At 67.0% G+C, this 18,997-nt stretch carries 20 protein-coding genes; 7 read left to right on the top strand and 13 right to left on the bottom strand.

Annotation, left to right across the window (positions count from 1 at the left end):
* Positions 1-116: 116 nt before the first annotated feature.
* Together ACFULV_RS23755 and ACFULV_RS23750 are read right to left on the bottom strand one after the other, a co-directional pair.
* Positions 117-839: a histidine phosphatase family protein gene (locus ACFULV_RS23755; RefSeq protein WP_378660204.1), complete on the bottom strand. Its 723-nt coding sequence runs from the start codon at positions 837-839 to the stop codon at positions 117-119.
* Between the two features lie 360 nt (positions 840-1,199).
* Positions 1,200-2,879: an alkaline phosphatase D family protein gene (locus ACFULV_RS23750; RefSeq protein WP_378660201.1), complete on the bottom strand. Its 1,680-nt coding sequence runs from the start codon at positions 2,877-2,879 to the stop codon at positions 1,200-1,202.
* 108 nt (positions 2,880-2,987) lie between these two features.
* Between ACFULV_RS23750 and ACFULV_RS23745 the strand changes: the two genes are divergently transcribed.
* Together ACFULV_RS23745 and ACFULV_RS23740 are read left to right on the top strand one after the other, a co-directional pair.
* Positions 2,988-3,623, top strand: coding sequence for a TetR/AcrR family transcriptional regulator (locus ACFULV_RS23745; RefSeq protein ID WP_378660198.1), 636 nt, complete (start codon positions 2,988-2,990; stop codon positions 3,621-3,623).
* Positions 3,624-3,819: 196 nt separating this feature from the next.
* Positions 3,820-4,263, top strand: coding sequence for a hypothetical protein (locus ACFULV_RS23740; RefSeq protein WP_378660196.1), 444 nt, complete (start codon positions 3,820-3,822; stop codon positions 4,261-4,263).
* 89 nt (positions 4,264-4,352) lie between these two features.
* On the opposite strand, the gene ACFULV_RS23735 is transcribed toward ACFULV_RS23740, so the two are convergent.
* From ACFULV_RS23735 to ACFULV_RS23725, 3 genes are all read right to left on the bottom strand, one after another.
* Positions 4,353-6,641, bottom strand: coding sequence for a S8 family serine peptidase (locus ACFULV_RS23735; protein WP_378660194.1), 2,289 nt, complete (start codon positions 6,639-6,641; stop codon positions 4,353-4,355).
* A 239-nt stretch (positions 6,642-6,880) separates the two neighbouring features.
* Positions 6,881-7,519 (bottom strand): hypothetical protein, encoded by a 639-nt coding sequence (locus ACFULV_RS23730; protein WP_378660191.1) that lies wholly within the window; start codon positions 7,517-7,519, stop codon positions 6,881-6,883.
* A gap of 357 nt (positions 7,520-7,876) precedes the next feature.
* Positions 7,877-8,098, bottom strand: coding sequence for a hypothetical protein (locus tag ACFULV_RS23725; protein WP_378660189.1), 222 nt, complete (start codon positions 8,096-8,098; stop codon positions 7,877-7,879).
* A gap of 258 nt (positions 8,099-8,356) precedes the next feature.
* Between ACFULV_RS23725 and ACFULV_RS23720 the strand changes: the two genes are divergently transcribed.
* Positions 8,357-9,193, top strand: a complete 837-nt coding sequence (locus ACFULV_RS23720; RefSeq protein WP_378660186.1) for an LLM class F420-dependent oxidoreductase — start codon at positions 8,357-8,359, stop codon at positions 9,191-9,193.
* A 41-nt stretch (positions 9,194-9,234) separates the two neighbouring features.
* Here ACFULV_RS23720 and ACFULV_RS23715 read toward each other — a convergent pair whose 3' ends face one another.
* Both ACFULV_RS23715 and ACFULV_RS23710 read right to left on the bottom strand, forming a co-directional pair.
* Positions 9,235-9,699: a hypothetical protein gene (locus ACFULV_RS23715; RefSeq protein WP_378660183.1), complete on the bottom strand. Its 465-nt coding sequence runs from the start codon at positions 9,697-9,699 to the stop codon at positions 9,235-9,237.
* A complete protein-coding gene (locus ACFULV_RS23710) occupies positions 9,678-10,094 on the bottom strand; it encodes a hypothetical protein (RefSeq protein WP_378660180.1) in 417 nt (138 codons plus the stop codon). The genes ACFULV_RS23715 and ACFULV_RS23710 overlap by 22 nt, the downstream gene beginning before the upstream one ends.
* Positions 10,095-10,514: 420 nt before the next feature.
* Between ACFULV_RS23710 and ACFULV_RS23705 the strand changes: the two genes are divergently transcribed.
* Positions 10,515-11,795 carry a lipase family protein gene (locus ACFULV_RS23705; protein ID WP_378660178.1) on the top strand — a complete coding sequence of 427 codons (1,281 nt, stop codon included), beginning with the start codon at positions 10,515-10,517 and terminating at the stop codon, positions 11,793-11,795.
* A 271-nt stretch (positions 11,796-12,066) separates the two neighbouring features.
* On the opposite strand, the gene ACFULV_RS23700 is transcribed toward ACFULV_RS23705, so the two are convergent.
* Positions 12,067-12,702 (bottom strand): TetR/AcrR family transcriptional regulator, encoded by a 636-nt coding sequence (locus ACFULV_RS23700; protein ID WP_378660177.1) that lies wholly within the window; start codon positions 12,700-12,702, stop codon positions 12,067-12,069.
* 67 nt (positions 12,703-12,769) lie between these two features.
* Here ACFULV_RS23700 and ACFULV_RS23695 point away from each other — a divergent pair, with 67 nt between their 5' ends.
* Positions 12,770-13,330: an ester cyclase gene (locus ACFULV_RS23695; protein ID WP_378660174.1), complete on the top strand. Its 561-nt coding sequence runs from the start codon at positions 12,770-12,772 to the stop codon at positions 13,328-13,330.
* Between the two features lie 132 nt (positions 13,331-13,462).
* On the opposite strand, the gene ACFULV_RS23690 is transcribed toward ACFULV_RS23695, so the two are convergent.
* Together ACFULV_RS23690 and ACFULV_RS23685 are read right to left on the bottom strand one after the other, a co-directional pair.
* Positions 13,463-14,053: a uridine kinase gene (locus tag ACFULV_RS23690; protein WP_378660172.1), complete on the bottom strand. Its 591-nt coding sequence runs from the start codon at positions 14,051-14,053 to the stop codon at positions 13,463-13,465.
* 228 nt (positions 14,054-14,281) lie between these two features.
* Positions 14,282-14,755, bottom strand: coding sequence for a MarR family winged helix-turn-helix transcriptional regulator (locus ACFULV_RS23685; RefSeq protein WP_378660169.1), 474 nt, complete (start codon positions 14,753-14,755; stop codon positions 14,282-14,284).
* A gap of 119 nt (positions 14,756-14,874) precedes the next feature.
* Here ACFULV_RS23685 and ACFULV_RS23680 point away from each other — a divergent pair, with 119 nt between their 5' ends.
* Together ACFULV_RS23680 and ACFULV_RS23675 are read left to right on the top strand one after the other, a co-directional pair.
* Positions 14,875-15,756, top strand: coding sequence for a dioxygenase (locus tag ACFULV_RS23680; RefSeq protein WP_378660166.1), 882 nt, complete (start codon positions 14,875-14,877; stop codon positions 15,754-15,756).
* A gap of 77 nt (positions 15,757-15,833) precedes the next feature.
* Positions 15,834-16,769 carry an NADP-dependent oxidoreductase gene (locus ACFULV_RS23675; protein WP_378660163.1) on the top strand — a complete coding sequence of 312 codons (936 nt, stop codon included), beginning with the start codon at positions 15,834-15,836 and terminating at the stop codon, positions 16,767-16,769.
* A 192-nt stretch (positions 16,770-16,961) separates the two neighbouring features.
* Here ACFULV_RS23675 and ACFULV_RS23670 read toward each other — a convergent pair whose 3' ends face one another.
* The 3 genes from ACFULV_RS23670 to ACFULV_RS23660 all read right to left on the bottom strand — a co-directional run bounded on the left by ACFULV_RS23670 (position 16,962) and on the right by ACFULV_RS23660 (position 18,997).
* Entirely contained in the window at positions 16,962-17,459 is a 498-nt protein-coding gene (locus ACFULV_RS23670; protein WP_378660160.1) for a DUF6764 family protein, read from the bottom strand.
* Positions 17,460-17,588: 129 nt separating this feature from the next.
* Positions 17,589-18,386 carry an SDR family NAD(P)-dependent oxidoreductase gene (locus ACFULV_RS23665; protein ID WP_378660157.1) on the bottom strand — a complete coding sequence of 266 codons (798 nt, stop codon included), beginning with the start codon at positions 18,384-18,386 and terminating at the stop codon, positions 17,589-17,591.
* A gap of 41 nt (positions 18,387-18,427) precedes the next feature.
* Positions 18,428-18,997 (bottom strand): hypothetical protein, encoded by a 570-nt coding sequence (locus tag ACFULV_RS23660; protein ID WP_378660154.1) that lies wholly within the window; start codon positions 18,995-18,997, stop codon positions 18,428-18,430.

Raw genomic sequence — 18,997 nt, 5'->3', positions numbered from 1 at the left:
ACGGTGATCCCAGCGGGTGCGCTGGACGACTGCGCTGCGGGGGCCTTGGGCTGAGAGACGACCGCGCCCCGGTGCCATCGATTGTGTCGATGACATCCGGGGCGCGGAAGGGTGGATCAGCCCAGGTCCGGGTGGCCGACCCACTCGACAATCGTCCAGCCCTTCTGCGGGCTGCCCTCGAGGACGACGCGGCCGCCGTTGCGCATCGGATCGGTGCCGAGTTTGCTCTTGTCGGCGTTGTCGGCGTTCATCATCGACCAGAACATGATGGTGCCGCCGTGCGAGAAGATCACCGGGTTGGCGCAGCCGCGGCGCTGCACATCGAGCAGTGCCTGATCGACACGGCCGTCGAACTCGGTGCCGTCGATGGAGCCTGGAATCCGAGCGTTCAGGTCGCCGGAGAGCCACTTGATCGGCGCCTGAAGGTACCCGGACAGCGCCTCGGCCTCCGGGGTGCCCTCGTACTGGCCTGCCTCGATCTCCCGGAAACCGGGCTGAATGTCGAGGCTCAGGTCCTGCTTGGCGACGGTCGGTGCCGCGGTCTGCTCGGTACGCACCATGTTGGACGCGAAGGCGCAGTCGTAGTTCTTGTCGCCCAGCTGGATGGCCAGCTTGTCTGCCTGTGTCCGGCCGCGTGAGGTCAGGTCGGGTCCGGGCACCTTGGTGTCGATCAGGCCGGAGGTGTTACCGAGGGACTCGGCATGGCGCACCAGGGTGATGACCATGTCGCCGCTGCTGCCGGAGCTGCTGCCGGAGTTTCCGAAGTCGATATCGGCGGACGCGACGCCGGTGGTAGCGGTTGTGGCCGCGACCGCGGCCGCCATCACCGTAATGGGCAATCGAAGAGATCGGATTCGCATGGGTGGGAATGCCTTTCATTGTGGCGAACGCCAATTCGGATATGTCGAAGAACCCGAATTTGGGGTGTCGCGTCTCACAGAAGCAGCTATTTGCCCGAATCAAATACGGGGTATCCCATTGATCGGGAGCTTTCGCATTGGACCGCGCGCAGGCGAAACTCCGGTAGCGGAGGTGCGAGCGAGTCGCCCTTTGCGTTCGGCTAGCCGGACCGCTTCCGGAGGGTGCCCGATGGCCACGACGTCGCCGCAGCGCGTGCTGTGCGTCGGAAGCCGGTCACCACTCGATGCTGGCCGGCTCCGCAGCGACCTGGTCCTTCATGGATCTCGGCGTATGCCGCTTCAAGGCGAGCCGTCCGTCTCGGTCGACAGCACCACGTCCGCGACCGTCGTCAAATGCGGACGGCCGCCGTCGGTGCTCACCTGCTCCAGTACGAGACGGCTGGTCCGGCCGCGCAGATGCAGCGTCGCTATCTGGTTGCCGAAGAAGGGGCCGGTGACCCGACTCCACTCGACCGGCACCGGGGGAACAGTGGACACCCGGTTCAGGAGGAAACGCGTCACCCGTTCTGCGGCCCGACTCCACGAGACCCGGAAAACTACCTTCATGGCGGTCGGAACGTAGTTGTGCATCGGCGAACAGGTCAGCTGGTAGACCTGGGACCTGACGGCGTCGGGGAACTGCGCTTGCGCGGCATAGGCGTGGTGAACGTCGCCGGACAGCACGCAGATCGTGGCGGGCGCCCGTCCTCCCGGGCCGCTGCACTGTCCGCGCCCGACGCGGGCGATGAGCCGGGCGAGCCGGTCGAATGAATCGCGGAAGGCAGCCCAATGTTCCAGATCCGCTGAGCGCCGCAATCTTTCGGACCATCCGGCCACACGTCTGCCCCGCACCCCTGAGGTCATGCGCTCATTCCACGACTCCAGGTCGTGGAGGGCGCGCGGCAGCAGCCACGGGAGCGAGCTCCCCACCAGCAGGTGGTCGTAGTCGCCCTCGGTCTGGCGTTCGATCCACGAGAACTCGGGCTCGGAGACCATCGACCGCGTGCCGCCGGCGAGTATGCGTCCGCACCGTGAATCGATGACGAGCAGCCGGGTGGTGCCGAGATCGCGGCGATACGACCATTGCGCTCCCTTGGCGCCGTCGGCTTCTTCGTCCGCTGCGGATGCGAACTCGCGGAGCAACTCCGCGCAGTCGCCGCCCTCGGATCGGATCCGCTGGTAGAGCTCGTCGTCGGCCAGGGCTGCGGGCGAGAGGTTGCCCAGGTGCTGGTAGACCCAGTACGACGACAACGCGCCCACGATGCGTTCCTCCCACCAGCCGGTGGCCTCGATCTCGTCACGCCACGATTTCGAGGTGTTCCAGTCGTCGATGACGTCGTGGTCGTCGAAGATCATCGACGACGGAACCGTGGACAGCAGCCAGCGCACCTGCGGGTCGGACCATGACTCGGAATAGAGCCACGTGTACTCCTCGAAGTTGCGGATCTGGGCGCCCGGCGGTTGGTCGAGGTCGTGCAACTCGTCGATGCGACGGAGGATCTCGGGCGACAGCTCATCGGCGTAGACCTGGTCGCCGAGCAGTAACAATGCGTCGGGCAGATCTTCGGGTGGGCGTTCCATGACTCGCCGCGCATAGGCGTCGAGAGCGTCGGCGTCGAAGTTGTCGTCGTCCTGCGTCGCGGTCGGTGTGGCGAATCGGCACGAGCCGAAGGCGAGGATCAGATCGGCGTCGCTTCTGAGCGTGCGAATGACGGACGGGTGCGGAGCGTCGGGCAGCGGCCAGACGCGCTTCCCGTCGAGACTGACCTCGTACGGCGTGACGGAACCGGCCGCCAGTCCCGCGATCAGGACGAGAGCGTAGTGGTGTCCGGCGATGGTCCAGGTGTGTTCGTGGTGGTCGAGGACCTCGACAGTGCACGGCGCGGACGTCTCGACCCAGACGGTGGCGTCGCATTCGCCGACATGGCGCAGCAACGGACCCAGAACCAGTTCGGTCCTACTTTCCGGCAGCCGTGCCATCTGTCCAGAATATGCCGTGGACCGGCTGTCGAGCAGGCCGGTGAGCCGCAGCCGGCCCTTTGCACACCTTTGCGCAGGTGTGGGATGGTGGTGGGTGAAAGGACGGACGTGACTGCGACGACGCACTCGACCACCGTCGGCCTCGGGCCGCGCGCACTTGCCAACCGGCGACGCATCGTCGCGGTGGCCGGGGACGAGTTGCTGCGCAACCCACTGGCGAGTATGGAAGACATCGCCGTCGCCGCGGGGATGGTCCGCCGCACCCTCTACGGTCATTTCCCCACCAGGGAAGCGCTGATCGACGGCATGCTCGACGAGGCTTTCGAACAGGTCGGTCGCGCACTCGACGGTATCGACACCGCGCAACCTCCGGCCCGGGCGATCGCGGATATGACGGTCGCGCTGTGGGCTGTCGGCGACGAGTTCCAGTTGCTGCTGCGCCTGGACGAAGCCGGGTCGCGGGCCCGGATGGCCGACCGGCTCGCGCCCGTCCGCGCGCGGCTGATCACGTTGATAGCGGCTGGTCAAGCCGACGGAACCTTCGCTGGTCACCTTCCGCCCGCGGCGTTGGCCAGGGTGCTCACGGCGCTGGTGCTCGAGCTGCTGAACGCACACAGCGACGGTGAGTGGGTCGATGCCGAAGCCGCGCGCGACGCTGCCCTGGCCTGCCTGATCGCGGTCGGCGTCGACCGTTCCGCCGCCGCGGAGATCGCCCGGTCCGCCGCCGAGGCCGCGCAGCACTGATCGCAGGTGCGCTCGTCGGGCGGGCGATCGCTCGTCGAACATGCTGTCCCCGAATGGATCCACGGTGTGCTCGCCGGCACGAACCCGGGTGGGGTGTGAGTCCCTTCACGAGTTCTTGCACATCGGTGTGCAAGGGACGTAGTTTCACAGCTACGTGCAATTGCACGAAGGTGTGAAAATGTCGAAGGAGCGGGATATGACCAGCCAGGTGGCAACTGTGCGCATGGCGTACGCGACCAAGACCTCCACCGGGGGCGCCCCCGTCGATGTGTCCTCGTGGACGCTGCGCGGTGTGGGCGCGATCCGTGTCCTGTACGGCCTCGTCTTGTTCGCCACGCTGATCCTGGGGACCGATGTCGGCACCGGGATGGCCGTCCCTGTCTTCGTCGTGGTCGGCCTGGTGTCCGTCCTGCTCGGCCTGGCCACCGTTGCGCTGACTCCTCGGCTGCTGAGCCGCGACGACGCTGTTTTGGCCGCCGTCGGCGTCGACGCGATCCTCGTGGTCCTCAGCGTGGCCGCGCTCATGGTGGGCTGGGATCAGTTCACGGTCGCCGCCGCAGCGGTGGTGCTCGGCGGGGTGGTGATCGGGGCGTTGTCCGCGGCGGTTGTCGCCATCGTCACGGCGGTGCACGAAGCCTGATCCGCTGACGCGGTGCGAAGTGCCCGAGCGGCGCCCCCGGAATTCCGGAGGCGCCGTTCGTGATTGCCAGAGGGTGGCTGTCCTAGGAATCAGCCGGCCGCCGCGCCGAGGATCGCCAGCGCGTAGGGCTGAGGCCCCTGCGGGACATTCGAGCCGATGACATCGATCTTCCACGTACCGACGGCGGGTGCACCGACTTCGACGACCTCGACATTGTTGATCGAGTCCATCGTGAATCCGGGGCCCTGCCCGCCGTTTCCGACTCTGGGCGCTCCGTCCGGGCCCCGGACAACGAGATTGAGGTTGTTGACCAACGTCTCGCCGGGAAAGTCACTGTAGGCGAGCACGATCCGCAACGGAACAGCTGCCGAAGTCACCTCGATCTCGAGGGTGTGGAGTTGTCCCGTCGAGACTTTCCTGCCCTGGCGAACCAGCAGCGCGGACGGCGCCGTCGGGGCAACGACCCCAGCCACGTCGACGCAACCGAAGCCCTGGTGGTTGTCGGCCACCGTGGTCGCGGGCGCGGTGCCCGGCAGGCGACGAGCGCCGGCGATCACTACCGCTTTGAGGAGTGCCCCCGAGGGCGTCGCGATGCCGTGGTCGCGGCGAAGGTGCTGGCGCAGCAGCGCGAGCGCGCCGGCGGTCAGTGGCGTGGCCATGCTCGTGCCGCCCATGTAGAAGTACTTCGAAGAGCCGGGGAACGGCTTCCAGCCGGTTGCGGTGGGGCTGAGCATCGTCGACTTCGTCGACAATATCCATGTGCCCGGGGCGACGACGTCGGGTTTGATGCGCCCGTCCGCGGTCGGACCACGGCTGGAGAACGCGACCACCTGATCGGGGTCGTCGGCCATCGCCGCGCTCTTGTACGGCGGTGCCGGGTAGTCGCCCGGCCACCAGGTGCCGTAGCGCTCGCTGTCGAAGGAGCGTCGCAGGTTCTCACTCGCTCCGACGGTCAGGCAGTTCTTGGCGGTGCCGGGTGAGGTGACGGATCCGAGGTTGATCCGGCCGTCGCCGTCGGAGTCGCTGCCATCGTTGCCCGCGGCGAACAGGATGCAAAACGACGGGTGCTCCCACATGAACTTGTCCACGGCACGGCACTGGTCGTCGTAGACCCCGGGGTCGCCGCCACCCCACGAATTGGTGTGGATGCGCGCGCCTTTGTTGTACGCGGGTGTGAACAGGTCGGCGAGGTCCACCGGGATTCCCGCGAGCAGGTAGCGACCGTACTTCGCCACGAAGGCGGGGTTCTTCCAGTCCAAGGCTTGCTCGACGGCCTGGAACACCAGCTTCGCTTTGGTGGCCAGACCGCGGATCGCCGGTTGCCCCGGCACCGCCGTGCTCGCGACGCCGTCGCCGAGCACTGATCCTGTGACGTGGGTGCCGTGGCCGGAGTCGAGGTCGGCCGCTCCGTCGTCGCCGCCGGCGTTGTTGATGTAGGGAGCGAATTCCGAGGTGATCGGAAAGCTCATGACGGCTTTGACGCGGCCGGCGAAATCGGGATGGACCGGCGAGGTGGTGCCGGTGTCGAACCCGGTGTCGCACACCGCGATCGTCTCGCCCTCACCGTCGAGGGTGGAAACCCCGCCCAGCGTTGCCGCCGTTCCCCTCATGATGGTCGCGGCGACGTCGTTGCTGATGCGATTGATCGGCCGGTTGCGCACCATCCGCACACCGTGGACAGCCGACAGGGCGGCCAATTGCTTGCGCCGAGCGGCATCGGTGCCTTCGGGCGCCTCGACGATGAGCGTCGCCGGGCCATCTCCGATGATCTTCAGTCCGAGTTTGCGGATCTTCGCCTTGGCGGCGCGTGCGGTGGCCGGCGTGAAGAACTCGACCGTGAGGACGTCGGGGAGCAACTTCGTTCGGGGGAGTGCGGGTTCGGTGGTCACGTCCAGGCGTGCGCGGTCGGGCAGATGACCAGCCCAGCGCACTTCCGGCAACGCGGCGATCGCCGCGATCTGCTCGGCCGTCGCGCGCACGACCAGCGTGAAACCAGCATGGGCATCGACGATCGATCCACCTGCTTGCTCGACCGCTGCGCGCCATTGCGGCTTGATCGGCCCGACGAACTGGACGAGGTAGTGGTGCGGTCCGGCGTCCAGGCGCCGGGTGCGCTGGTAGGCGGGATGGGCCGAAGGCCGTGCTGCGCCGGTGATTCGAGGCAGGGTGGTGTCGATCGCGTCTGTCGCAGTCGGTCCGAGTGGAATCTCGTACTGCGCGGTGATGTCCTCGACGAGGTAGCGCTGGCTCAACTCCCGAGCTTCGGCCTCATCGGCCTGTACCAACGCGAAGGCGTCGTAGTTGGCTGTCACGGTGTGGTCCCGTGCGAGCGCGGCCTGCTCAGATTTCGTCGCGATCACTTTGAGCGTGCGGTCCATGTCCGACTCCCTCCACGAATGTATGTCCGAAGCCGATGAGCGGTGTGAACCGTCGCGCCGAGTCCGCGGACTCGGCCTCGATCCGCCGACGTGCGGGTTCGTGAACGTAGAGCAATGAGAAGAATGCTCGGTGAGCTGGGGAGATCGATGGATTCACGCAGCGCTCGGCTCAGTGCGGGACGGCAGTACGAGTGCAAGTTTCGCACAAGTCCGCACCTGGGCATCCCGGGTTGTGAGTGTTACAGCCGCAAAGTCGAGCGGCTGGGGATCGCACGCCACGGACGCCGCGGACAGGATCGCGTAATGCGCCGGCCTTCCCGCCGCTGAAGTCGCCGGAAGCCCGTTGTGCGAGAACGCCGCCTGCAACAAGCTGAGCCCCTGACCTGCGGTGTGTTGTCCTCCAGAGCATGGGCAGCGGCGGTCTCCAGCCGCCAGCCGAAGCTGTGGCCGACGAGGTGGACGCGCACGTCTCGGTGTTCCGCGCGGACCCGCTGGATCATCGGGGCAAGGCCGTTGGCCCCGACTGTTCCGGCCCGTGACTTCATCTGCAGATATGTCGTGAGGTTCGCCAGCCGCCGCGCGGCGGCGATCACCCCATCGAGGCGATCCAGCACGCCGGCGGCACCGCCGTTGTCGGCGCCCCGATCGTCTGCGCCGCCGCCGATTGCGCCGCCGCCGATTGCGGCGCCGCCGATTGCGGCGCCCGGCGCGGAAACGGGACCGTCCATGGCTGCGAACAGATCCTCGGCGTCGGCGACGGAGAACGCGGCCGCGCCGTCGTCATCTGCTGAGTCGTCCACACTGACAAGGGATCTCAGGAGATCGACGTACGTCGCACGAGCGTCGGGATCCGAGGCCAGGCGCGGGACGAGCGACATCGCCGAGGTGACCTTCTGGTGACGCGCGGGGGACTTGGCTGTGTCGCCCGGTCGCGTCGGGTCCTCGGCCAGTCTGTCCAGTACCAGCTCGAGAGCCGCGTCGTTCGCCGCCGTCGAGACGGCGAAGCGTTGTCGGCGCCTGAGGATTGGCGCGCAAGTCCAGCAGGCGTTGCACGTTGCCCAGCAACTCGTCGTACAAGTCCGCGGCCTCCCGCATGTCGCTGTTCCATCCGTGCGAAACAACGATCAGGTCGGTGGCGTCCAGGCCATTGACCAGATCCTGCAGTTGGCCGGCATCGAAAAGCGTTCCGCCACTGGTGAACTCGACATCGAAACTGTGCACGGCCGCTGCTCCGATCAGACGGATCGGATGGCACGGACGAGGTCCACCAGGCCGTGCCCTTCGAAATAGCGCTCACGACCGAGCGGCGAGGCCGTGGAAGTGCAGATTCGCTTCACATCGCGGGGCTTGCCGATGAATTCGCGCCGGATGGTTCGCCTGCGGCCAAAGCCGAACTGTGCCGAGGTCGACCGGCTGGTCCAGTCGGGCGTGGTCGTCGTGGCGGCCGCCGGGAACACGGGCTACATCTCGGCATCGATTCGTATCCGACGCTGAGGTTCGCACCCCATATTCGAGGCTGGGCCGCAGCTCGCAGCTCATCCGCCGCTGTCCGCGGAACAGGCAGTCGCCCTGCTCGGCGAATTCGAGCACATACTCCGATTGAACTGCGGAACCCGGCGGACTGATGAAGGCGCGCCGGAGTTTCGACGTCGTGTTGACAGTGCTCGGCGCGGAGGCCTCGGAATAGTCGCGACGGGACCCGCGTTGCCTCCGGCATGACCATTAGTGATCTCGGGAAATTCGGTGTGTGGCGCCACTACAAGGGGTTCGCCCCAGCGGCAGCTCGCGAGATCGAAGAACTAGGGTACGGCGCGTTGTGGCTCGGCGGATCGCCGCCTGCCGAGTTGCCAGTCGTCGAATCGCTGCTGGAGGCAACGGAATCGCTGACTGTCGGCACCAGCATCGTGAATATCTGGACAGCGCCTGCGGAGGCTGTCGCGGAGTCCTTTCACCGCATCGAACAGAGATTTCCCGGCCGATTCCTGCTCGGCATCGGGGTGGGTCATCGGGAGGCCAACGGTGCGGGGGCCGTCAAGCCGTACGACGCGCTGGTGGCTTACCTGGACGAACTCGACGCCGCGGGTGTGCCGAAGGAGCGCAGGGCGTTGGCGGCACTCGGACCGCGCGTGCTGACACTCGCCCGTGACCGGACCGCGGGTGCGCTGCCCTACCTCGCCCCGCCCGAGCACACCAAGAGCGCCCGGGAAACGCTTGGTGCAGACGCGCTTCTGGTCGCGGAGCAGAAGGTAGTCCTCGATGACGATGTGGCGCGGGCGCGCGAGCTCGCCAGGGGCACGGTTTCCATGTATCTGGGGCTGGTGAACTACCTGAGCAATCTGCGCCGCGTGGGCTTCTCGGAGCAGGACATCACCAAGCCGGGAAGCGATCGCCTGATCGATGTTCTCGCCGTGAACGGCACGCCTGCCGAAGTCGCGGCCGGATTGGTGGCCCACCTGGACGCGGGCGCCGACCATGTCGCGATCCAGCCGTTGAACGAGGACTACCTGGAGGCGCTACGCGCGCTGGCCGCGGTACTGCCGTTGACTCGGTGAAGGCTGACCACGCCACGGCGGCTGCGCGCGGTGACGAACGACTACGGCCGGGACGGTGACGCCTGGTTCAGTGGACCGCAGCGAACATCGAATCGTGTGCGCACAGTGTCCAGGGTTTGCCGGAGGTGTTCGCGTCCGCGGCGGTGGGTGAGCATGAACCGCGTCGTTTCGATCATGCGGCGAGGCAGCGGGTACCAGCGATCGAGATCGATTCCGCAATCGAGGAACACTTTGTTCGGGATGCTGTCGAGGACGAGGCTCAGGTTGTGCACGGCCAACCACGTGCCGTAAGTCGTGCGTAACCACGTCGCGACATCTGTCTCGTTGGTCCCGTCGAAGCGCCGGCCCAGTTCCGTGAAAATGCGGGTTGCCAGCGTGCCGCCCCACCATCGTCGGCCGCCTGTAGGGAACAAGCGGTCACGGTCAGAAAAGAACGTGCCTGAACCTGCCACGAGATTCACTTCCCGGCCGGGGTATTGCGTGATCAGCGCGTGAGCGGTATCCATCGCGATCTTTCCCCGTCCACGATGTCGCAGAAGTCGGGTGACACCGATACGACACGTGTGCTGGAAAGCTCGAGCGGGCCGTTGGGCACGATCCCGAATCCGCTGGCTTTGATCAGTCGCTTCGCCTCGATAATCATTAGCCGGCCGTCCGACGACTTGCAGTTGAGACGCATAATGTTGCCGGACTCGACATGTGACTCCAGTGCCCAGCCGAAGTACTCCTCTACTTGCACTCGTTGTTCGACGATCTCGAGGCAGTGTTCGAAGTGTGCGAGCACCTCGTCCTTGGTTGCCAGGTAGGAGCGATCCTCGCCAAGTGTCCACTTGATGTTGCCCGCGGTGAATAGGCCATGTGGTTGGTGCAGTCGTACGTACGCATAGGTGTCGAATGTCACCGATGGTTCGCTGGTCTAAGCGCTTCTCTCGGGAACGTCTCGGCCGCCGGCGCCGCTGACGACCGGCGCAACGCTGAGCGCTCGATGCCTGGTCGGTCGATTCAGGTTTGCTGGGCGAGGACAGGCGACTACTACTCCCGAGGGGGGCACCCGGCCTCTGGATCGGGTGGTGATCCGAAGCAGTAGCCCGCGCAGCGATGTCGGCACCATGGCGTATGCTGTGGCCCCGGCAACGTGATATCGGTGCCTGGTTCTGTGCTCGACGGAGATGCCCGCAGTTTCGATCAAGATCTCTCGGGTCGAACATCACGCCTTTCTGCTCACGATCCGCTGACAAGCGGTGTTGCGCTCCATCCGTGGCGATCGTGCTGTTCGGTTCGACAGCTGCCCTGGACGGATCACCTCGCACGAAGGATCGGTATGAAGAGCGGAAAACGCGCGTGGATCGCAGCACTCACGGGAACCCTCGTGGTTGTCTGCGTCGGAGTCGTGGCCACACCGACGGTAGGGGCCCAGCCGCCGCAGTTGCGGGTGGCGGGGGGTGACATCGTCCGTGCCGATGGTTCGGCGACGGCGATCACGATCCCAGGCCAGGCCGGGCCGATACCGGCACGATCCACCCGCCTCGTCTACACCAGCAACGACACCCACGGCGCGCCGAACACGGTGGTCGGCACCTATCTGGAGCCGAGTCAGCCCTGGACCGGCCCTGGCCCGCGACCACTGGTGGCATACGCGGGCGGCGCACAGGGGCAGAACGCCGACTGCTCGCCGTCGGCGATGCTGGCGCAGGTGATCCGGTACGAGCCGCCTGCCGACGTGGTCTTCGAATACGACATCATCGCGATCTATCAACTCCTGGCGAGCGGGATGGCGGTGGTGATGACCGATTATCACGACTTCGGGGTACCGGGAGTGCACGACTTCCTGAACCGCAGGACGCAGGCACACGCGGTGCTGGATTCCGCGCGGGCCGCGCTGCGGCTGCCCGGTTCGGGGCTCGGCCCGGACTCTCCGGTCATCATCTACGGCTACTCCCAGGGCGGGATGGCCTCCGCTGCCGCCGCCGAACTGCAGGCCGAGTACGCACCCGAACTCGCTGTGCGCGGGGTACACGTGGGCGGGCCGGTGGTGGGGCCGCAGGATTTCATCGTGCGCAGTGACGGCAATCCCGGCGTCGCGCCTGCCATCGCGTGGGTGCTCAACGGAATCGCCGCGGACTACCCCGAGACACGCCCGGTACTCGACGCCGAGCTCAACGACACCGGTAAGGCGATCCTGCAAAGCTCCATCGGCACGTGCGGGGGCGGTCTCTCCGAGACTTTCGTCCAGCCCCAGGACACGTCGCGGTGGACGACCAGCGGACGGCCGCTCACGGCCGTGATCGACGGTTCCCCCGAGTTGAAGCGGGCATTCGACGAGCAGCGGCTCGGCGGGTCCACTCCTGCGGCGCCGGTGCGCGTCTATTCGGCCAGGCACGACGACAAGGCCACCTACCCCGCCGCGCGCGATCTGGTCGCGCGATGGTGCGGCGGCGGCGCGGCGGTACAACTGGACGCCGACAGCACGGTGCCCGCGATGTCGGGCTTCTTGGGCACCCACGATCTGGGCTTCTTCCCGTCGCTGACAAGTTCGCAGCCGTGGATGGTCGATCGCCTCGCCGGCGTGCCGGCTCCGGTGAACTGCGCGTCGCTGCCCTAGCCGCGCCGATCTCCCTCGATCCTCGGGACCTCGCCAGTCGACCGCATCGCTCCACGAGTAACTCCGGTGACATCGGTGGCTGCGATGCGGTCAGGTGAGGATGCGATCGGGTGGGATCCGACATTCGACACCGGGGTTCTCCAGGTACAGGCGCCACGACGAATCCGGCGCCGTGGCAGAGCTCCGAGTCGACCTGCCTGGGTGCGCAGTCGATTTCGACGAGCGCGGTGACGGCGGCACGGCCGGCAAAGGCGTCGGCTGAGTACTCACCTCAGGTGATCGCGGCGATGATGGCGCGCGCGACCCAGTCCGCGTACCGCTGCTGGGACCACCCCCGAGCGAGTACCAGCCGTTCGTAGGTATCGATGGCGAGGTAGTTCCACAAGACGTCGCGCACCTCGTCCAGGTCGATCCCGTCGCGCAACTGCCCGGTCTCGAGCAGGTGCCTGCCCAGCATGGTCATCCCGACCAGTCCCTCTTCGGCCAGCTTGTCCCACACCGGGACGAGCGAGTCGTCGACGTGGCGACCATCGCGGATCAGGAACTGCACGCCGGCCGACCGCGCCTGCCGCTGGGCCAGGCCGTGAACGAACATCTCGATCTTGCGGCGCACGTCGGGTTCGGCGAGCATCGCCTGCTGCTCCGGCCGCTGATAGACGGGAATCTCCTCGTCGTCGCCGGCGATCACGACATCGAAAACCGCCTTGGCCAGCGCCGCCTTGGTGCCGAACGCCTTGTACACGCTCTCCGCCGACACCCCCGCCCGCTCCGCGATCGCAGCGACCGTCGTCGACCGGAAACCATCACGGTCGAACAATTCCCGGGCCGCTGTCACCATCGCATGGCGGCGTGCCCGTGCCTGCTCACGGCGGCGCGATGCGTCGTAACGCCTCTTGACTTCCGTCATCACCAGTCCAATAATTTTAGATACAGTTCGACTTTACCCAATTGGAGATGTATAGCAGGGAGCCGTCATGAACACCATCAACCCCACCGCAGTGACCAGCGACCCGAAGTCCGTGGCGATCCACGGCATCCACCTCATGGTGGACGGCAGCATCGCTGACCTCGCCGAAGTCACCCACCCCGACGGATTCAGCCACGAACGCAGAGCGGCACCGCCCTGGGCCCGCGGCAACGGCCCCGAGGGGCTCTACGCGCTGGCCGAGTGGCTGCGCGACGCGTTCGCCGACATGTCCTACGACATACATTCCGCGACAGTCGAAGACGATCTGGTGACCGTCTACGCGACGATGCACGGCCGCCAGATCGGACCGTTCGTCTTCTACACCGAATCCGGTGCGGTGGAGAATGCGTTCGCACCCACCGGCAAATCCTTCGCGATGACCGAATCGCACTGGTTCCGCCTGCGTGCGGGCAAGATCATCGAACACTGGGCCAATCGCGACGACCTCGGTATGGCCAAGCAACTCGGCTGGCTGCCACCCAGCCCCGTGTACCTGCTGCGGTGCGCGCTGCTCAAGCGTCGAGCAGTTCGCGAAGCGCGCTCCGGCCAGCCGCCTACAGGTAGCTGAGCACGCCCTCGACCTCACCTGGACGCCTGCCGAGAGGCGTTCTCTGTTCTCCCGACGCACCTGTTCGACCCCGAGCTGCTCGGCGGTCTTCACTGCGGCAGCGGACTTTCCGGACTCGCCTGGACATGGTGATCATCGTCCTCGAGGAAGGAAGCGGTCTTCAACCTGCGACGGTTCAGGTAGGTGAATTGCCTGTCCGCTGATGATGACATCAGCGTGTTGTTGTGTTCGGTCGGCGGCGAAGTGCACGTCCTCTTCGGCCATCCAACGTTGCCACTGCGATAGCGCACCGTCTCCATCGCGATCGAGCCCTCTGGCGAGTCTCACTGCGGGCGGGGTCTGAACCCAGACCAATAGCGACAATCGTTCGCGCACACTGGCACGGCCGGCCGATACACCTTCGAGGATCAGGACAGCAGGCGGGGCGACGTCACGCCATTCCGCCAGAGTCTTGGTGTCCCAGTCGTAGCGCTGGTACCTGCCGGCTCGTCCAAGAGCGATCGGCGACAAGACCTGCTGCTCGAGCTGAGGCCACCAATCGAATTGATTGTCCCAAGACGCGAAATCGTCAGTATGGAGCAGTGTCGCGGTGCACGCGGCGGCGAGCTGCGCGGCAAGGGTGGACTTCCCCGCACCGCCGGGGCCGTCCACGGCGACCAACTTGGTCGAGCCCAGCCGCGGCGTCGTGCGCTCCACGAGTGCGGCGAGGTCGTCAATGTGCATATGAGTCATTCTCGCCGAACTTCACACGAGGTCGTCGTGGCCATGCTGGGTGTGGCAGGCGGGGGAGCGCATCAAACCCGGCGCAGCGGCCGGGGCCGACGGCAATAGCGGAGGCGGGTGTGGGGTTCGGCCTGTCGGGTGGTCCGGGTTGTGGCTCGTCCGAAGGACCGGTGTCGGGTTGGGGCCGGTCGTCCCATCGGGTTTTGCGGGATGGGGGACTGAGGCGGTTCAGTCCTGTTCGAGTTCCCCGCGCACGGTGGCGGCGATGCGGGTGAGCGCGGTCCCGAGGTTGCGGCGCTGAGCGGCGGTCAGTGGATCGAACACGAGCCGCTTCACCTGCGCCACATGCTCCGGGGCGCTGTCGGCGAGCTTGCGGCGGCCGCCGTCGGTGAGGGTGGCGAAGGTGTATCGGCCGTCGCTGGGATCGGGTCGGCGGGTGACCCAGTCGCGGGCTTCGAAGCGGTCCATGGCTTTCGACAGCCGGGGCTGGGTGCTGTCGCAGACCCGGGCGAGGTCGCTCAGGCGCATCGTGTCGTCGTCGGCCATCGACAGCCTGGCCAGCACCCCGTACTCGAAGTTGGAGATGCCCGCGTCGCGTTGTAGCTGACGGTCGAGCGCTGCGGGGAGGGCGGTGACGACCGTGAGGAGCGCCTGCCACAGCTCCTGCTGGTCCTCATCGAGCCAGGGTGACGGGGTGTTCATGCGCTCATCGTACTTGCCCAGGAAACATGTACTTGCCTGGGCAAGTCATTGTGCGCTACGTTATTACTTGCCCAGGCAAGTGAAAATACTTTCCAGGGCAACTTAAGGAGCTGATATTGATGACAACAAGCCGCCGCTTCTCCGCGAACGGCCGAGCTTCGGGCGAGCCTGCTGCCGCCTACACGGACCTCCTCGCCCGTGTCATGCCACAGGCGCGCGAACAACCCCTGTGGAGTGAGGCCCACGGGCCGCTGCCGAGCCTGTTCGTCAGCCACGGTGCCCCGTTCACCCTCGACGATCCGCAGTGGCTCGGCGACCTCTTCGCCTGGGCCCAGTCGATGCCCAAACCCCGTGGCATCGTTGTTGTTTCGGCCCACTGGGAACAAGCACCGGCCGCGGTCACCGCGGCCGTGGCAGGCACTCCGCTCTACTACGACTTCAGCGGCTTCGACCCCCACTACAAGACCCTTCCCTACGCGACCCCGGACGCCACCGGCCTCGCCCGCCGACTCACCGGTCTGCTGGGCCCAGCACCCGTGCACGAATTCGCCGACCGCGGCCTGGACCACGGCGCCTTCATCCCGCTCATGGCCATGTACCCCGCTGCTGATGTCCCGGTCGTCCAGCTCTCGATGCCCAGCCTCGATCCCCGCGCGCTCCTCGAACTCGGCGCACGCCTGCGGTCGCTACGGGAAGAAGGCATCCTCGTGCTCGGCTCGGGCTTCATGACACATAGCTTCGCCGTCTTCCGCCGTCCAGAGCTCGCCACCGAGACAACAGCTTTCGATGAATGGGCAGTCGATGCTCTCGCCCGCGGCGACGTCGATGCTCTGGCTGACTACCGCACGAAGGCGCCCGGTGTCGCGGTCGCCCACCCGACGGCCGAACACTTCGTTCCGCTGCTGCTGACCGTCGGTGCCGCTGCGGACCCCGCCAGCGCGGTGAGCGCCATCGACCGCCTGGTCATGGGCAACTCCATCCGCTCGGTCCAACTGACCTGAGCCGGTTCGACTTTCCCTTCCCGCTCGATCGCCTCATCCCCGCGGCGACGAGATCGCACACTCTGGAGGACAGTTCCATGAAGGCCATCCGTTTTCACGAGTTCGGCACCAGCGAAGTCCTGCGCTACGACGACGTCGAACGTCCGGTCCCCGCGCCCGGGCAGGTACTCGTGCAGGTCGTCGCCACCTCGTTCAACCCGGTCGACGATCACATCCGCGCGGGGCATCTGGCGCAGATGCTCCCGATCGTGCTGCCGTATGTGCCGGGCATCGACCTGGCGGGCACCGTCGTCGAACTCGGCGCGGACGTGACAGGCCTGGCGATCGGCGACCGGGTCGTGGCGATGTTGCCCCTCGACTCCGCGGGCGGCGCAGCCGAATTCGCGCTGGTTCCCGCCGAGTCCCTCACCGCGGCACCGCGGACGATCGAGTTGGCCGACGCCGCGGCGCTGCCGCTGACCGGCCTCGCGGCCTGGCAGCTGGCGTTCGAGCTCGCCGAGCTGAAGCCGGGTCAGACGGTGCTGGTCAACGGGGCGGCGGGTGCGGTGGGCAGCCTGGTGGTGCAGCTCGCTGTCGATGCGGGAGCGCAGGTGACCGCGGTGGACGCGCCGGAGCACGCGGACCGACTCGGCGGCTACGGCGCAGTCCGGGTCGAAGGCCCGCTCAGCCTCGCCGACGGTCCGGACGCGGTGGGTGGTCCGTTCCAGGTCGTGGTGAATCATGTGCGCGTTTCCCCCGAGGAACTCGCACAGTTGACGAACTATGTCGCCGACGGCGGGATCGCCGTAAGCTCGGCGGGCCCGATTCCCGAGGACACCGCCCGCGGGGTCCGCAGTGAGAGTCTGTGGGTCCGTAGTGACGGGGCCCAACTGGGCGAGCTGGTCGCCAAGGTGGACGCCGGCAAGCTCCACCTCCACATTGCCGACCGTCGCCCGGTCGCGGAGCTGGCCGAGGTGCACGCGGACGCGGGCGCCGGCCGTCTGACCGGGAAGACCATCGTGCTCGCCCCCTGATCGCGCTCGACCGAGGTGAGGTGCTTCCCGCTGGAGCGGGAAGCACCTTCTCCATCGAGCACACCGCACTGCCTGGAGTTGCCTGTCCTGCTGCATCTTTCGGTGAATACCGCCGAACGACCCGCCCGGGCGAGCCCGCCGCCGACCAGGTGGAATGCAAGATCCTGGTCGGGTCTTGCCGGATCGAGGGCATCAGCCCATCGACACGCATCCCTGCAGGGTCTGGAAGTCACCCGCGAATCCGGGCCCGCCCGTGCAGGTGGGCGTCGAGGTCCCGGTGACAGTCACCGTGGCTCCGGGACCGGCGATGCCGATGGACAGTCCCGGTCGCACGCCGGTGACGGCCGCAATGGCACCTGGCCCCACCGCGATCGCGGCCGGTCCGGACAGGTACTGCGAGGCGGAGGCAGCCTCGCCGCCGTTCGCCGCGATCGCGAGCGACAGGCTGGTCGGCGCGGCGTCGGCGTCGGCGTTGCCGCCGAGTCCGTACGCCGCGGCCGCCCCCATGGCCTCGCTTTCCGCGGCGCAGGACGCACCCTCCTCGCCTGCCTGGGTAGCAGTAGCGCCGGGAGCCGGACAGGCCGCGACCGGCGCGGCATTCGCTGTCGGGCCGCCGGCCAGAGCCGACAGTGAAACCGCACCCGCACCTACCAATAGGGCCGCGGCGTGCCTAGCAGTGAAGTTGAACATTGGGGTCACCCTCGCTCTCGATCGTGTCGCTCGCACCCCACAACCCACGAGGCTGCCCGGCCGAGCTGAAATCTGAGTTGGACAACCTTCAGCCTACGCACCTAACGATGCAAATTCGATGCATGAGGCTCAGCTGTTCTTGAACGGGTTGAGTGTCTTTCCTGCGAGGTAGCCCAGGCGGATGGGCAGGGGCTTCATGGCGGCGGCGGAGATCTTGTTGACGATGCCCGGGATGCACACGGGTTTGCCTTTCATCACCGCGGCCCAGCCTTCGGCGACGACGGCTTCGGGCTGCTGCCAGAGGATCCGGGGCAGGTGGTCGGCTGCGTCGCGAGTGCCCATGACGTCGTGGAATTCGGTGCGGGTGAAGCCGGGGCACAGCGCGGTGACATGGATGCCGTGGGGCTTGAGTTCCATGTCGAGGGCTTGTGAGGTGTTGAGGACGTAGGACTTGATGCCGGTGTAGAGCAGACCGGCTCCCGGCGGGGCGAACGCCGCGACCGAGGACAGGTTGATGATGCGGCCCCAGCGGCGTTCCTTCATGCCAGGGATGACCAGGCGAGCGAGTTCGGTCGGGGCGGTCACCATCAGCTGGATCTCCCCGGCCAGGGCGTTCCATGGGGTGTCGGCGAACGCGGTCTTGCCCGACAGGCCCGCGTTGTTGATCAGGACGTCGACGTCCAAGCCCTGCTGGGCGGCGTAGTCCAGGATCGCGGCGGGTGCGGCGGGGTCGGTGAGATCGGCGGCGAACACTTCGCAGCGCACATCGTGGCGTTCGGTCAGCTGCGTGGCGAGCTCCTGAAGCCGGTCGGCTCGGCGGGCGACGAGCAGCAGCTGGTAGCCGCTTGCGGCCAGATGGTGGGCAAACGTCGCGCCGATGCCGGCCGACGCGCCGGTGATCAGGGCGGTGCGGGGGGAGGTGGTCATGGGTCCTTCGTTTCGGATGGGGGCCGACAGGTGGGCGGTGTTCAGGCGGGTGGGCCGGGCAGCTCGCGGGGACCGGGTGTGAAGTCACGGCGGGCATTGCCGATGTCGCCGCGGTAGGGGCCGACCGGGCCGGTCAGCACGAACGGGCGGGGCACGCGGCGCTGGGCGTCGGTGAATCCCCAGGTGCCCATGCCCAGGTAGACGCCGGGCGCGGCACGCCGCACCTCGTCCACCATATGGAGCGACCCGCACATCGAGGTGTAGGCGCGATAGATGAGCGTGTAGGCCGGAGCGCCGTCGTAGCGGGACGGGGCCAGCAGTGTGCGCATCGGGTAGCGCTGCCGGACCCGGCCGAACTCACCGAAAGTGTTGTAGCCGCGCCCGCCGTTCTCGTCGACGGGCCGGAATGCCTTGCACAGCCACGGACCGAGCGGGTTGGCCACGGCCACCTTTCCGGTCACCTCGGCGAACAGGTTCGGCTGGGCCAGCAGCCAGGCGGCGTACTCGCCGTTGAGCTCGCTGATCGTGGGGGCTTCCAGAGTGGTGAAAAGGGCAAGCAGGCCGTCGGTGTTCAGCTCTCGCAGTTCGGCGGCCACACTGTCGGTGTCCAA

This window comes from Nocardia sp. NPDC057272 (genome assembly GCF_042668615.1).
Lineage (GTDB): Bacteria > Actinomycetota > Actinomycetes > Mycobacteriales > Mycobacteriaceae > Nocardia.
This window is presented reverse-complemented; position numbering and strand designations above follow the sequence as displayed.